General features: G+C 70.6%; 11 protein-coding genes and 1 tRNA gene. 6 read left to right on the forward strand and 6 right to left on the reverse strand.

Annotation, left to right across the window (positions count from 1 at the left end; all coding sequences use genetic code 11):
- The first annotated feature begins 464 nt into the window (after window positions 1-464).
- The 5 genes from ACWCPY_RS32765 (at window position 465) to ACWCPY_RS32785 (ending at window position 6,542) form a co-directional block, all read left to right on the forward strand.
- Window positions 465-1,796, forward strand: a complete 1,332-nt coding sequence (locus tag ACWCPY_RS32765) for an ABC transporter substrate-binding protein (protein WP_451271124.1) — start codon at window positions 465-467, stop codon at window positions 1,794-1,796.
- Between the two features lie 132 nt (window positions 1,797-1,928).
- Window positions 1,929-2,927: a carbohydrate ABC transporter permease gene (locus ACWCPY_RS32770; protein WP_451271126.1), complete on the forward strand. Its 999-nt coding sequence runs from the start codon at window positions 1,929-1,931 to the stop codon at window positions 2,925-2,927.
- A gap of 15 nt (window positions 2,928-2,942) precedes the next feature.
- A complete protein-coding gene (locus tag ACWCPY_RS32775) occupies window positions 2,943-3,860 on the forward strand; it encodes a carbohydrate ABC transporter permease (RefSeq protein WP_451271128.1) in 918 nt (305 codons plus the stop codon).
- A 62-nt stretch (window positions 3,861-3,922) separates the two neighbouring features.
- On the forward strand, window positions 3,923-5,398 hold the full coding sequence (locus tag ACWCPY_RS32780; protein ID WP_451271130.1) for a GH1 family beta-glucosidase: 1,476 nt from the start codon (window positions 3,923-3,925) through the stop codon (window positions 5,396-5,398).
- A gap of 112 nt (window positions 5,399-5,510) precedes the next feature.
- The gene (locus ACWCPY_RS32785; protein ID WP_451271132.1) at window positions 5,511-6,542 is read left to right on the forward strand and encodes a LacI family DNA-binding transcriptional regulator; all 1,032 of its coding nucleotides are present in this window, start codon (window positions 5,511-5,513) and stop codon (window positions 6,540-6,542) included.
- Between the two features lie 81 nt (window positions 6,543-6,623).
- Here ACWCPY_RS32785 and ACWCPY_RS32790 read toward each other — a convergent pair.
- The 3 genes from ACWCPY_RS32790 to ACWCPY_RS32800 all read right to left on the reverse strand — a co-directional run bounded on the left by ACWCPY_RS32790 (window position 6,624) and on the right by ACWCPY_RS32800 (window position 8,670).
- Window positions 6,624-6,696, reverse strand: a tRNA-His gene (locus tag ACWCPY_RS32790).
- A gap of 126 nt (window positions 6,697-6,822) precedes the next feature.
- Window positions 6,823-7,425, reverse strand: a complete 603-nt coding sequence (orn, locus tag ACWCPY_RS32795; RefSeq protein ID WP_329820869.1) for an oligoribonuclease — start codon at window positions 7,423-7,425, stop codon at window positions 6,823-6,825.
- Window positions 7,426-7,434: 9 nt separating this feature from the next.
- On the reverse strand, window positions 7,435-8,670 hold the full coding sequence (locus ACWCPY_RS32800) for a helix-turn-helix domain-containing protein (protein ID WP_451271135.1): 1,236 nt from the start codon (window positions 8,668-8,670) through the stop codon (window positions 7,435-7,437).
- 959 nt (window positions 8,671-9,629) lie between these two features.
- Here ACWCPY_RS32800 and ACWCPY_RS32805 point away from each other — a divergent pair.
- Window positions 9,630-10,151 (forward strand): universal stress protein, encoded by a 522-nt coding sequence (locus ACWCPY_RS32805; RefSeq protein ID WP_072489220.1) that lies wholly within the window; start codon window positions 9,630-9,632, stop codon window positions 10,149-10,151.
- Window positions 10,152-10,301: 150 nt separating this feature from the next.
- Here the strand turns inward: ACWCPY_RS32805 and glmS are convergent, their stop codons facing one another.
- The 3 genes from glmS to ACWCPY_RS32820 all read right to left on the reverse strand — a co-directional run bounded on the left by glmS (window position 10,302) and on the right by ACWCPY_RS32820 (window position 13,427).
- Window positions 10,302-12,131 carry a glutamine--fructose-6-phosphate transaminase (isomerizing) gene (gene glmS / locus ACWCPY_RS32810; protein ID WP_403771511.1) on the reverse strand — a complete coding sequence of 610 codons (1,830 nt, stop codon included), beginning with the start codon at window positions 12,129-12,131 and terminating at the stop codon, window positions 10,302-10,304.
- Window positions 12,132-12,174: 43 nt separating this feature from the next.
- Window positions 12,175-12,450: a hypothetical protein gene (locus tag ACWCPY_RS32815; protein ID WP_072489218.1), complete on the reverse strand. Its 276-nt coding sequence runs from the start codon at window positions 12,448-12,450 to the stop codon at window positions 12,175-12,177.
- A gap of 86 nt (window positions 12,451-12,536) precedes the next feature.
- Window positions 12,537-13,427: a DUF4429 domain-containing protein gene (locus ACWCPY_RS32820; protein ID WP_451271138.1), complete on the reverse strand. Its 891-nt coding sequence runs from the start codon at window positions 13,425-13,427 to the stop codon at window positions 12,537-12,539.
- Window positions 13,428-13,528 lie beyond the last annotated feature (101 nt).

Consider the following 13,528-nt stretch of genomic DNA (forward strand, 5'->3'; position numbering starts at 1 on the left):
CGCGGGGCACCCCGTTCACCTTCCGGTGCGCGGGCCGGTGTGGACCGCGGATGACGAGAACCGCTCCCGATGGCGGGCGCGGACGCGCGGTCCGGGGCGACCTGCGAGGCGGGCCCCGTCCGTCACGGCGCCGACCTGCGCTTTCTGTGGGAGACATGAAATCCCGGGCAGCGTATACAGGTTGTGGCAAGACCTCGGCGGGACACGGTCACGTGACTTGCCGGACACGCTCGGGCAACGGAAGCGTCTTCAACTCTTGACACCCACCCCTTCGAGGCAGGAACCTTCCGACATCGACGCATGGGAGCGCTCCCACATCGGACGGTCCTCCCGCCCGAACTGCACTGCCCGCGCCCTTCCCCCCTCTGAGTCACGCGGCACCCGCACCCACCGACCGCCCCGCCGCGCAGTCAGAACGCCCAGCCCCACCCCGGAACGTCCCACCCGGAACAAGGAGTAGTGGAATGCGCATCACCCGCACCGTCGCCGGACGGAGCCGCAGAGCCGCGGTTCTGGCCACCACGGGCCTGACGGCCTCGGCCCTGTTGCTGACCGGCTGCAGCAGCGACTCGGACTCGTCGGGCAGCACGGGCCCCGACGCGAACGGGAACATCACGCTGACCGTCGCCGACTTCGGGCAGTTCGGCTACAAGGAGGCCGGGCTCTTCGCCAAGTACCACGAACTGCACCCGAACATCACGGTCAAGGAGGACGTCACCGCCGACGAGAAGATCTACTACCCCAAGCTGCTCCAGCAGCTGAACTCGGGCAGCGGTCTCGCCGACGTCCAGGGGATCGAGGTCGGCCGGATCAAGGAGATCGCCGACACCAAGGCGGACTCCTTCGTCGACCTCGGCAAGGTGATCGACGTCAACGACTGGGTCTCCTGGAAGGCGAAGCAGGCCACCGCGCCCAGCGGCGCGGTGATCGGCGCGGGCACCGACATCGGCCCGATGTCCCTCTGCTACAACACCGAGCTGTTCAAGAAGGCGGGTCTGCCGACCGACCGTGCGGAGGTCGCCAAGAAGGTCGCGGGCGGCTGGGAGGACTACATCAAGCTCGGTGAGGAGTACAAGAAGAAGGCCCCCGCGGGGACGTACTTCATGGACTCCGCGAGCGCCATGTTCAACGCCGTCGTCAGCTCGAACGCCGAGCAGTACTACGACGCGAGCGGCAAGCCCGTCTACAAGGAGAGCCCCAGCGTCCAGCAGGGCTGGAACCTGGCCGCCGAGGTCGCCTCCAAGAAGCTCTCCCAGGGCCTCGCCCAGTTCGACACCAACACCTGGGTCCCCGCGCTGCGCAAGGGCACCATCGCCACCGTGGCCTGCCCCGCGTGGATGGCCGGCCAGATCTCGGCCAACGCCGGTGAGGCCAACAAGGGCAAGTGGGACATCACCACCTCGCCCGGTGCGACCGCCGCCAACTGGGGCGGGTCCTTCCTCGCCGTGCCCAAGTCGGGCAAGAACGTCGAGGAGGCCGGCAAGCTCGTGAAGTGGCTGACCGCGCCCGAGCAGCAGGCCGCGGTGTTCAAGGCGATCGGCGTCTTCCCGTCCAACAAGGGCGCGTACGAACTGCCGGACGTGAAGAACGCGAAGCTCCCGTACTTCAACGACGCCCCGATCGGGAAGATCTACGCCGACGAGGCCAAGTCCATCCCCGAGGCGGTGCTCGGCCCGAAGGACGGCGTCATCAAGGACACCATCTCCACCCAGATCACCAACATGGAGCAGCGCGGCACCAGCCCCGACAAGGCGTGGAAGGCCGCGACCGACGCGATCGACAAGGCGATCGGCTGAGAGGCTGACCGCCGCCGGTGCGGGCGGCCCCCGAGGCCGCCCGCACCGGCACGCACACCCCCGGCCCGACCGCCCCAGCCCCGCGCCCATGCCCCGCCGGCGCGCCCCGCACTCAGGGAAGGACTCCCGCCCGTGGCCACCTCGACCCCCGCCCGGGACGCATACGCCCCGCCGCCCGGCGGTTCCCCGCACCCGCCGGCCCCGTCCCGCCGGCAGAACTGGCGGAGCCGGCTGTGGCGGTTCGACGACAAGGCGTCGCCGTACGCCTACATAGCCCCGTTCTTCCTCGTCTTCGGCGCGTTCGGCCTCTACCCGCTGCTCTACACCGGCTGGATCGCCCTGCACCGGGTGGAGATGACCGGCCTCGACCGGATGGAGTGGGTCGGCTGGGAGAACTTCGACAAGATCCTGCGCGACGCGGAGTTCTGGACGGCCGTCACCAACACCTTCCTGATCGGCGTCATGTCGACGGTCCCGCAGCTGCTCGTCGCCCTGGGCCTGGCCCATCTGCTGAACTACCGGCTCCGCGCCAGCACCTTCTGGCGGACGGTCGTCCTCACCCCGTACGCCACCTCGGTGGCCTCCGCGGCCCTCGTCTTCGCCCTGGTCTTCCGGGCCGACGGCGGCCTGCTGAACTGGCTGCTGCACTTCGTCGGGCTCGGCGACACCAACTGGGCCAACGGCCACTGGACTTCGAAGATCGCGATCTCCGTCATCGTCATCTGGCGCTGGACCGGCTACAACGCCCTGATCTACCTGGCCGCCATGCAGGCCGTACCCGCCGACCTGTACGAGGCGGCGTCGCTGGACGGCGCCTCGCGCTGGCAGCAGTTCCGCAAGGTGACCATCCCCTCGCTGCGGCCCACGATCCTGTTCACGATCGTCATCTCGACCATCGGTTCCATGCAGCTGTTCGGTGAGCCGCTGCTGCTGGAGGGCGGCAGGCTCGGAGCCACCGGCGGCAACGAGAATCAGTACGAGACGCTCAGCGTCTACCTCTACAACTACGGCTGGAATCTCGGGCATCTCGGTCCGGCCGCCGCAGTGGCCTGGGCGATGCTCGCCCTCCTGCTGATCATCGCCGCGGTCAACTGGCTCATCGGCCGCTTCGTACGCACATCCGCGGTCTGACCGGGAGCGAATTCCATGACCATGACCAGTACCGCCGAAGCCCCGGAAGCCGCCGTCCCGCCCGCCCGCCGGCGGGACACGGGCCGCCCGAGCCGGTTCAGGCCGGGCGCGGGCAAGCAGCTGCAGGGCGGCCCGTTCGCCTACATCGCCCTGGCCGTCGTCGGCATCGGCTCGCTGCTGCCGCTCTACTGGACGCTGGTGGCCGCGTCCCACACCCAGGACGAAGTCCTCGCCACCACACCGCCGTTCCTGCCCGGCGGGCAGCTGATGCACAACCTCGACGCGGCCTGGAACCAGGCACACCTCGGCAAGGCGATCGTCAACAGCTTCCTCGTCGCCGGCTGCATCACGGCGGCGACGCTCTTCTTCTGCACCCTGGCCGGCTACGCCTTCGCCAAGATGCGCTTCAGGGGCCGCGGCGCGCTGATGACCGGCGTCATCGCCACCCTCACGATCCCGCCGCAGCTCAGCGTCGTCCCGCTCTTCATGATGATGTCCGACATCGGCTGGGGCGGGCAGCTGGAGTCGGTGATCTTCCCGACCCTGGTGAGCGCCTTCGGGGTGTTCTTCATGCGGCAGTACCTGAGCGAGGCGCTGCCCTACGAACTCGTCGAGGCCGCCAGGATCGACGGTGCGAACAACTTCCGCATCGTGCGCAGCGTGGTCCTGCCGGTGGCCCGCCCCGCCATGATGGTGCTGGGGATGCTCACCTTCGTGCAGGCGTGGAACGACTTCTTCTGGCCCTACCTCGCCCTCAACCAGCAGAACCCCACGCTCCAGGTGGCCCTCGGCCAGCTGAGCGCCTCGTACACCCCCGACCAGAGCATCGTGATGGCCGGAGCACTGATCAGCACGCTGCCGCTGCTCGTGGTGTTCGTGATCTTCGGCAAGCGGATCGTCGGCGGGATCATGTCCGGCGCCGTCAAGGGCTGACACCGCGTCACCCGCTTCTCTCCTGCCCGTCCCTGCCCGACCACTCCTGGGAGCGCTCCCGCATGACTGCCGTACGACCCGACACCGCCCCGAAGGCCGCACCCGAGGCAGCGGAATTCCCGCCCGGCTTCGTCTGGGGCGCGGCCACGGCCGCCTACCAGATCGAGGGCGCCGCGGCCGAGGACGGCCGCACCCCGTCCATCTGGGACACCTTCAGCCGCACTCCGGGCAAGGTCCGCAACGGTGACACCGGAGACATCGCCGCCGACCACTACCACCGCTACCGCGACGACGTGGCGCTGATGAAGCGGCTCGGCCTGACGGCCTACCGCTTCTCCGTCTCCTGGCCCCGGGTGCAGCCCACCGGCCGCGGCCCCGCCGTCGAACGCGGCCTGGACTTCTACCGCAGGCTCGTCGACGAGCTCCTCGAAGCGGGCATCGCACCCGTCGCCACCCTCTACCACTGGGACCTGCCCCAGGACCTGGAGGACGCGGGCGGCTGGCCCCAGCGGGAGACCGCCGAACGCTTCGCCGACTACGCCGAGATCATGGCCGGAGCCCTCGGCGACCGCGTCGGCACCTGGACCACCCTCAACGAGCCGTGGTGCTCGGCCTTCCTCGGCTACGGCTCCGGCGTGCACGCCCCCGGCCGCACCGAGCCCGCCGCCGCGCTCCGCGCCGCCCACCATCTCAACCTCGCCCACGGCCGGGCGACCGGGATCCTGCGCGACCGTCTCCCCGCCACCGCGCAGATCTCGGTCACCCTCAACCTCCACCACGTCCGCCCGCTGACCGGCAGCGAGGCCGACGTGGACGCCGCCCGCCGGATCGACGCGGTGGGCAACCGGGTCTTCACCGGTCCGATGCTGCGCGGCGCGTACCCGGAGGACCTGATCGCCGACACCGGGCACCTGGTGGACTGGGGACAGCTGGTCCGGGACGGCGACCTGGCCACCATCTCCGGCCCGGTCGACCTCCTGGGCGTGAACTACTACACACCCACCCTGGTCTCCACCCCCGCCGACGGCGCCGGCGACTCCCGCGACGACGGACACGGCAACAGCGACCACTCCCCGTGGCCCGGTTCCGAGCACGTCGCCTTCCACCTCGCCGAGGGCAGGAAGCGCACCGCGATGAACTGGGCGATCGACCCCGACGGGCTGTACGAGCTGCTCACCGACGTCTCCCGCGCCCACCCGGGCCTGCCGCTCATGGTCACCGAGAACGGCGCCGCCTTCGACGACTACGTCTCGCCCGAGGGGCTGGTGGCGGACCCCGAGCGCATCGAGTACCTGCACGGCCACCTCGACGCCATCCGGCGGGCCGCGGCCGACGGGGTGGACGTCCGCGGCTACTTCCTCTGGTCCCTGATGGACAACTTCGAGTGGGCGTACGGATACTCCAAGCGCTTCGGCGCCGTCTACGTCGACTACGCCACCCAGCGCCGCGTCCCCAAGGCGAGCGCCCACTGGTACGCCGATGTCATCCGCCGTCACGCCCTGCCCCCGGTCACGTCCCCGGCCGCCGGCCTCGGCTGACCGAGCACCTCACCGCCCGGACCCGGCCGCCCGCGGCCGGGTCCCCGGCGTTCCCCCACGCTTGGGTTTGCCCATCCGGCTGTGAGAAATTGACCGCGAACGGGAGGCAGCCATGACGGCAGCGCGAGTACGGAGCGGTGGCCGGCCCACGCTCGAAGAGGTCGCGGCACGGGCAGGGGTGGGGCGCGGCACGGCCTCACGGGTCATCAACGGCTCACCACGGGTCAGCGCGCACACCCGCGAGGCGGTGGAGGCGGCCGTCGCCGAGCTGGGCTACGTACCCAATCGCGCGGCCCGCGCGCTCGCCGCGAACCGCACGGACGCGATCGCCCTGGTGGTGCCCGAGCCGGAGACCCGCTTCTTCGCCGAGCCGTACTTCTCCGACATCGTCCGCGGTGTCGGCGCGGCGCTCGCCGACACCGACATGCAGCTGCTGCTCACCCTCGTCGGCAACGACCGCGAGCGCCGCCGGCTGGCCCAGTACCTGACCGCGCACCGCGTCGACGGGGTGCTGCTGGTCTCGGTCCACGCCGACGACCCGCTGCCGGACCTGCTGGAGCAGCTCGGCATGCCGGCCGTGATGAGCGGCCGCAGACGGTCCTGCGAGACGCTCGCCTCGGTCGACTCCGACAACTTCGCCGGCGCCGGCGCCGCGGTCGGCCATCTCGTCTCCCGGGGGCGCCGCGCCATCGCCACGATCACCGGTCCCCGGGACGTCTACGGCGCGCAGCGCCGCCTCGACGGCTACCGCGAGGCGATGGGCCGGGCCGGTCTCGAAGCGGACGAGCGGCTGATCGCCCCGGCCGACTTCACCGAGGAGGGCGGTGCGCGGGCCATGCGCGAGCTGCTCGCCCGCCGCCCCGACGTCGACGCGGTCTTCGCCGCGTCCGACGTGATGGCCGCGGGCGCCCGCCAGGTGCTGCGCGAGGCCGGCCGGCGCATCCCGGACGACGTGGCCCTCATCGGCTTCGACGACTCGGCGGTGGCCCGCCACATGGACCCGGCCCTCACCAGCGTGCGCCAGCCGATCGAGGAGATGGGCCGCACCATGGCCCGCGTACTGCTCAAGGAGATCGCGAGCGAGAACCAGGAGCGTCCGCAGATCGTGCTCCCCACCGAACTGGTCGTCCGCGACTCGTCGTGACGGCCGTCACACGGCCGCCCGCTGAGGAGGGCTCAGACAGGGAAAGGGCCCCGGTCCGAAGACCGGGGCCCTTCCCATCAGGGTGAGTAACGGGACTCGAACCCGCGACATCCTGGACCACAACCAGGTGCTCTACCATCTGAGCTATACCCACCATGTCCGGTCTTTTTCTGACCGGCCGAGAAAAAGTGTACAGGGTCCGAGAGGGTGCTCGCTCCCCAGTTGTTCGGCCGCTGGTCCCACCCCCCGAAAGGGCTATGACCAGCGGCTTCACAAGGTCCTACGGCGCGGGCGGCGCGACGTGCGCCGCGATGGCCTTCGCGCGCTCCGAGTCCGGGCCGGGCTGCGGCACGAAGACCGCCTCGCGGTAGTAGCGCAGCTCGGTGATCGAGTCACGGATGTCCGCGAGCGCCCGGTGGTTGCCGTTCTTGGCCGGACTGTTGAAGTACGCCCGCGGGTACCAGCGGCGCGCCAGCTCCTTGATCGAGGAGACATCGACGATCCGGTAGTGGAGGTAGCCCTCCAGGGCCGCCATGTCCCGCGCCAGGAAGCCGCGGTCGGTGGAGACGGAGTTCCCGCAGAGCGGGGCCTTTCCGGGCTCCTTCACATGCTCGCGGACGTAGTTCAGCACCTGGGCCTCGGCGTCGGCCAGGGTGGTGCCCCCGGCCAGCTCGTCGAGGAGGCCCGAGGCGGTGTGCATCTGCCGCACCACCTCGGGCATGGTCTCCAGGGCCGCGTCCGGCGGGCGGATCACGATGTCCACCCCTTCGCCGAGCACGTTCAGCTCCGAGTCGGTGACCAGCGCGGCCACCTCGATGAGTGCGTCTTCCGTCAACGAGAGCCCGGTCATCTCGCAGTCGATCCACACCATGCGATCGTTCATGGCCCCACCCTACGGGGCACTCCGTTGCCCCGGCAGGGTCGGGCGTCCGGTCGTGTACGCGTCGGGGCCGGGTTTCCCCTGCTCCGACTGGACCGGGCCGGCCGTCGGTGACGTGATGACATGCGGGCCCGGCGGGGTCGCCGCGGCAGCGGCACGCCGGATCATCGCGTTGCCCTGGGCGGGCACGACGGGCTCGGTCACCGCGGCCACGGGCTCCGCGCCACCGCCCTGCGGACGGCGGGCCCGGTAGGCGGCCCGGTACGCGGCGGGGGAGGAGCCCAGCTGACGCCGGAAGTGTCCGCGCAGCGCGACCGGCGAGCGGAAGCCGCAGCGGCCCGCCACCTCGTCGACCGAGTACTCGGACGTCTCCAGCAGCCGCTGCGCCTGCAGCACCCGCTGGGTGATCAGCCACTGGAGCGGTGCGCTGCCGGTGAGCGAACGGAACCTGCGGTCGAAGGTCCGCCTGCTCATGTAGGCGCGCGCGGCCAGCGTCTCCACGTCGAACTGCTCGTGGAGGTGCTCCAGTGCCCAGGCCACGACCTCGGCGAGCGGGTCGGAGCCGATCTCCTCAGGTAAAGACCTGTCGAGGTAGCGCTCCTGACCGCCACTGCGCCGCGGCGGCACGACGAGCCGGCGGGCCAGTGCCCCGGCGGCCTCCGTGCCGTGGTCCGTGCGGACTATGTGCAGACAGAGATCGATGCCCGCCGCTGTGCCGGCGGAGGTGAGCACGTCGCCGTCGTCGACGAAGAGCTCACGCGGATCGACGTGGACCGACGGGTAGCGCTTGGCCAGCGTCGGTGCGTACATCCAGTGTGTGGTCGCCGGGCGGCCGTCCAGCAGGCCGGCGGCGGCGAGCACGAACGCGCCGGTGCACAGACCGACGATGCGTGCGCCCTCCTCGTGGGCGCGGCGCAGCGCCTCCAGCGCCTCGGCGGGCGGCGGCGAGGTGATCGAACGCCAGGCGGGCACCACGACGGTGCCGGCCCTGCTGATCGCCTCCAGCCCGTAGGGCGCGGTGAGTTCGAGTCCCCCGGTGGTCCGCAGCGGTCCTTCCTCCCCGCCGCAGACGAGGAGTCGGTAGCGCGGAACTCCCGCGTCCTGGCGGTCGATTCCGAACACGGAGAGCGGGATCGAACTCTCGAAGATGGGGCCGCCGCTGAACAGCAGCACGGCGACGACTTCTCGTCGTCGACGGCCACTGAGCTTCCGTACGGCCTCCGTAACGGCGGCGGAGTCCTGGCTCATGACGCTAAGCCCCCCTCGGTGTTCGCGTCTCCCTGGTCCTTACGGGCCTGTCGCACCTGCACTGTTCCCCTCGGTCCTGCACGAGTTCCCCAGACTTCGATACCCAAGATCGAATCTACTGCGTCCCGTGGTGCCGGCGTGACAAGTTCATCAACCGGCGTTATGTCGACAAGGCAACTTGGCGGGAAGCATTCGATCACGAAGCGTTTCATCCGGAGAGCGTGCAGGGAAGTGCGCCGTGCGTTCATGGCCCGTCCCCGTTGGGTGGAAGCGTACCGCGCGGTCTCTTCCTGCCTGGTGACAAGGGGGTTGATCGGCCAATTCGGCAAGGAATGGGCATGGGTATGAAGTTGGCTGAAAATAGATGGTTGTGCATACGTGATTCAGTCATTGAACCGGCGCACAACCCGGGTGATCAACCGCTTCTTTGCGCCCCCCGGGGCAGGTCGGACGGCTGATCGTACGGAACGGCGTGATGGCAACCGGCAGCGACCGGATTCCGCCCGGCGGGCCGGTGTCGGACCCCGGCCGGGGGGTGCCGAGAACGGGGCGGGCGGTCCGGAGCGGGCGCGGTGTGACTCCAGGGGGCCGAGAGGTCCGGATGCCGACCCGGCGGTCGGTGGCGGGCCGGTGATCCACTCCGCGGCCGCCCCGGGGGCGCGGGGGCCGCGTCCGCGGTCCGGAGGGGCGGCGGAGCGGGCCCGTCCGGTCACCGAGGGCAGCCGTCCGGGCCCGCTGCGTCGGTGTACGGCACAAGCGGCATTGCCATACGGGTCCGCCTCGGGCATGCTCCGTGAAACGTCGCACGCGCTTTGCGCGGGTCTGGGCGGTGGAGGAGTGGCGCCGTACCCTTGGGGGTAAGGGGTTGGGAAGATGATTCCCGGACACCGCAACACCGCCCGCCGACGCACCTTCCCCAAGTCGCTCTCCTCACGAGGACTCTCTTCGCCGAGACACCGATGGCCGGTCACGAAATCCCCGAACCCGCCGACCGCAAGCAGGTAGCCGACCCCATGTCGGACCCCCAGGCGGTCGAAGAAACACGTCACTCCTGCGATCCCGCGTTCCGCCACGGGGTCGTCGTCGGCTTCGACGGCTCGACCTCCAGCGAACGCGCTCTCGCCTATGCCATCGGGATGGCCCGAAGATCGGGTTCCGGCCTGATCATCGTCCATGTGGCCAACCGGCTGCCGACCACGGTCTGGGCAGGCTGCGAGCCGCCCGTCTTCGTGGATGTGCCCGACCACCGCACCGAGGTGCTCGGCCTGGAGCTCGCCTGCGCGGACTACCTCTCCGAGGTGCCGTGGGTGCTCGTCGAGCGGGGCGGGGACATCTGTCACGAGCTGGAGGAGGTCGGCCGGGAGTACTCGGCCGACGCCATCGTCGTCGGCTCCACGCACGGCATCGTCGGCCGCATCTTCGGCTCGGTGGCGGGGCGCCTCGCGCGGCGTGCGCAGCGCCCCGTCGTCGTCATCCCCTGATCCGCCGGGCAGGCCCTCGGGGGCGCTCGTTCGACATGGCGTCAACTCGCCTGCGGAAACCGGCAATTCATGCACCCGTCGGCTGTTTCGGGGCCGCCCCGCGCGCGCCGGTACGGCGTTTCGCGCGCCGGGGCCGCCCCGTGGACGGGCCTATTCGACGGTGACGGACTTCGCCAGGTTGCGCGGCTTGTCGATGTCGCGGCCCATGGCCAGCGCCGTGTGGTACGCGAAGAGCTGGAGCGGGATGCCCATCAGGATCGGGTCAAGCTCGTTCTCGTTCTTCGGCACGACGATGGTGTGGTCGGCCTTCTCCTGCACCTGGTGGGCGACGGCGAGGATGCGGCCGCTGCGGGCCTTGATCTCCTCCATCGCGGCGCGGTTCTTCTCCAGCAGGTCGTCGTCCGGCACGATCGCGACCGTCGGCATCGCGGGCTCGATCAGCGCCAGCGGCCCATGCTTCAGCTCGGAGGCCGGGTACGCCTCCGCGTGGATGTACGAGACCTCCTTGAGCTTGAGCGAGGCCTCCCGGGCGACGGGGTAGCCGCGCACCCGGCCGATGAACATCATCGACTTGGCGTCCGCGTACTCGGCCGCCATCTTCTTGATCTCGTCCTCGTTCGCCAGGATCTCGCTGATCTGGGCGGGCAGCCTGCGCAGCCCCTCGATGATCCGCTTGCCGTCGGCGACCGACAGGTCCCGGATCCGGCCCAGGTGCAGGGCGAGCAGCGCGAACGCGACGACCGTGTTGGTGAAGCACTTGGTGGAGACGACGCAGACCTCGGGGCCGGCGTGGACGTACGTACCGCCGTCCGCCTCCCGGGCGATCGCCGAACCCACCACGTTGACGACGCCGAGCACCCGGGCGCCCTTGCGCTTGAGCTCCTGGACGGCGGCCAGCACGTCGTACGTCTCGCCGGACTGGGAGACCGCGACGTACAGCGTGTCCGGGTCGACGACCGGGTTGCGGTAGCGGAACTCGGAGGCGGGCTCGGCGTCCGCGGGGATGCGGGCGAGCTCCTCGATCAGCTGGGCGCCGATCTGGCCCGCGTGGTACGAGGTGCCGCAGCCCAGGATCTTGATCCGGCGGACGCCGCGCGCCTCGCGGGCGTCCAGGTTGAGGCCGCCCAGGTGCACGGTGGCGAAGCGGTCGTCGATCCGGCCGCGCAGCACCCGGTCGACGGCGTCGGCCTGCTCGGAGATCTCCTTGTGCATGTACGTGTCGTGGCCGCCCATGTCGTACGACTCGGCCTCCCACTCCACGGTGGTCGGCGTGGCCGTCGTGGACGAGCCCTCCGTGGTGTACGTACGGAAGTCGTCGGCCTTGAGGGTGGCCATCTCGCCGTCGTCCAGGGTGACGACCTGGCGGGTGTGGGCGACCAGCGCGGCGACGTCCGAGGCGACGAACATCTCCTTCTCGCCGATGCCGAGCACCACCGGGGAGCCGTTGCGGGCGACCACGATGCGGTCGTTGAAGTCGGCGTGCATCACGGCGATGCCGTACGTGCCCTCGACCGAGCGCAGCGCCTCGCGGACCTTCTCCTCCAGGGTGTCCGCCTGGGCGCGGGCGATCAGGTGGACCAGCACCTCGGTGTCGGTCTCGGAGAGGAAGACGACACCGTCGGCGACGAGCTTCGCGCGGAGCTCGGAGGCGTTGTCGATGATGCCGTTGTGGACGACGGCGACCTTGTTCCCGGCGTCCAGGTGCGGGTGCGCGTTCTCGTCGCTCGGGGCGCCGTGGGTGGCCCAGCGGGTGTGGGCGATACCGGTGGTGCCGGTGAAACGCTTGGGGACGCGGGCCTCCAGCTCGCGGACCCGGCCCTTGGCCTTCACCATCCGCAGGGTGGCGGGCTTGCCGGCCGACGCCTTGCCGGTGATGACGATGCCCGCGGAGTCGTAACCCCGGTACTCCAGCCGCTGCAGCCCTTCCAGCAGCAGCGGAGCCACATCACGCTTCCCGATATATCCGACGATTCCGCACATAGAGTCTCTGCCCCTCCATCGACGTACCTGTGGTGCCCGTTGCTCAGCCGTAGACGATGCGGCGCAGCTGGCGGAGCGAGAGCTCCGGCGGCGCGACCGCCCGGTGCGGCAGCTCGGCCGCGATCCGTTCGAAGATCTCCGCGTTGACCAGGCCGCCCGACTGCAGTTCGCGGTGGCGGCGGCGGACGAAGTCGTCGGTCGTCTCGTCGAAGTACGCCAGCACATCGAGGATCACCCGGGCGGCTTCACCGCGCTGGAGCGCGGTGCTGCGCACCAGGTGGTCGATGAGGTCGTCATGTGACGGGCGGCGTTCGAGCACTCGTTGATATTGCGGCGATCGGGGCGCTTACGCAACAATTCTGCCCGATATCGGGCAGGCTCGGGTGTGATTGCGGTCTCGACCGCCTACAGACGCTTGAGGACGGCCTGCTTGGCGGCGGTGAACTCGTCGTCGGTGAGGACCCCGGACCGGTGCAGCTCCCCCAGCTCGCGCAGCCGGCGCAGCAGCACGTCGTGGTCGTCGTCCGCCGCTGCGGGCGGAGCGGCCGCCGCCGGGGCCGCGATTTCGGCGGGCGCGGCGCTCGCGGGGGCCGGGCCCGGTGTGCCGGGCAGCCGGACCAGGACCGCCGCCGCGACCAGCACCGCCGTGTACTCCTTCTTGGACAGCCCCCACAGATCCAGCGAGTACGGGTCGTGCTCGGGCGCCGGGGCCGGGCCCCCGCCGCGTACGAAGGTCAGGTGCCCGTTCTCCAGGCCGATGGAGGGCAGCCACCGCACGTCGGTCACCTCCGACACCGGGAACGCGACCGGGCCGCCCGAGATCTTGGCCTCATTCGCCTTCCAGTTCCAGGTGAGGCGGACGGTCTCCCCGTCGAACGAGGCCGTGCCGTCCCCGCCGCCGCCCGCGACCGGCACCGCGGGCCCCGCCAGCAGGAAGCCGTCCACCGCGCCGGTCGGCACCCGCTCGACCAGCAGGGCGCCGCGCACCTCGTCGACGAAGTACTCCGCCACCCCGTTGCGGTCCTTCTCCACGGCCAGCTGGTACGGGTCCGATCCGTCCTTGAGCCGGCCGCCGGCCGCGCGCAGGACCGGGCACGCCCCGTCGCGCAGCCGCAGTCGCAGCCGGCCGCCCTTGCGGTCCGGTTCGAAGGAGATGCCCGCCAACGCCCGCAGCGGGACCACGCATTCGCCCAGCTCCTGCCGGAGTGGATGGATGCCCTTGCCCCGGCCCGGCACGATCCGCACCGCTTCGCCGTCGAAGGTCCAGGTCCCGTCGCGCTGGATTATTTCCGCCATGCGGCAGATTCTCTCAGCCGCGGAACGGGGGAGTGGTCTACACCTTGACCATCCGTGAGGCGCACGATACGCATGGTGATGGTTCGGTTGCTCAGGAGACC

The organism is Streptomyces sp. NPDC002403 (genome assembly GCF_053593015.1).

What these genes read in the sequence shown, in the direction of transcription:
- ACWCPY_RS32765 (WP_451271124.1), top strand. Translation starts at nt 465, where the DNA reads ATGCGCATCACCCGCACCGTCGCCGGACGGAGCCGCAGAGCCGCGGTT.
- ACWCPY_RS32775 (WP_451271128.1), top strand. Translation starts at nt 2,943, where the DNA reads ATGACCATGACCAGTACCGCCGAAGCCCCGGAAGCCGCCGTCCCGCCC.
- ACWCPY_RS32780 (WP_451271130.1), top strand. Translation starts at nt 3,923, where the DNA reads ATGACTGCCGTACGACCCGACACCGCCCCGAAGGCCGCACCCGAGGCA.
- ACWCPY_RS32785 (WP_451271132.1), top strand. Translation starts at nt 5,511, where the DNA reads ATGACGGCAGCGCGAGTACGGAGCGGTGGCCGGCCCACGCTCGAAGAG.
- orn (WP_329820869.1), bottom strand. Translation starts at nt 7,425, where the DNA reads ATGAACGATCGCATGGTGTGGATCGACTGCGAGATGACCGGGCTCTCG.
- ACWCPY_RS32800 (WP_451271135.1), bottom strand. Translation starts at nt 8,670, where the DNA reads ATGAGCCAGGACTCCGCCGCCGTTACGGAGGCCGTACGGAAGCTCAGT.
- ACWCPY_RS32805 (WP_072489220.1), top strand. Translation starts at nt 9,630, where the DNA reads ATGGCCGGTCACGAAATCCCCGAACCCGCCGACCGCAAGCAGGTAGCC.
- glmS (WP_403771511.1), bottom strand. Translation starts at nt 12,131, where the DNA reads ATGTGCGGAATCGTCGGATATATCGGGAAGCGTGATGTGGCTCCGCTG.
- ACWCPY_RS32820 (WP_451271138.1), bottom strand. Translation starts at nt 13,427, where the DNA reads ATGGCGGAAATAATCCAGCGCGACGGGACCTGGACCTTCGACGGCGAA.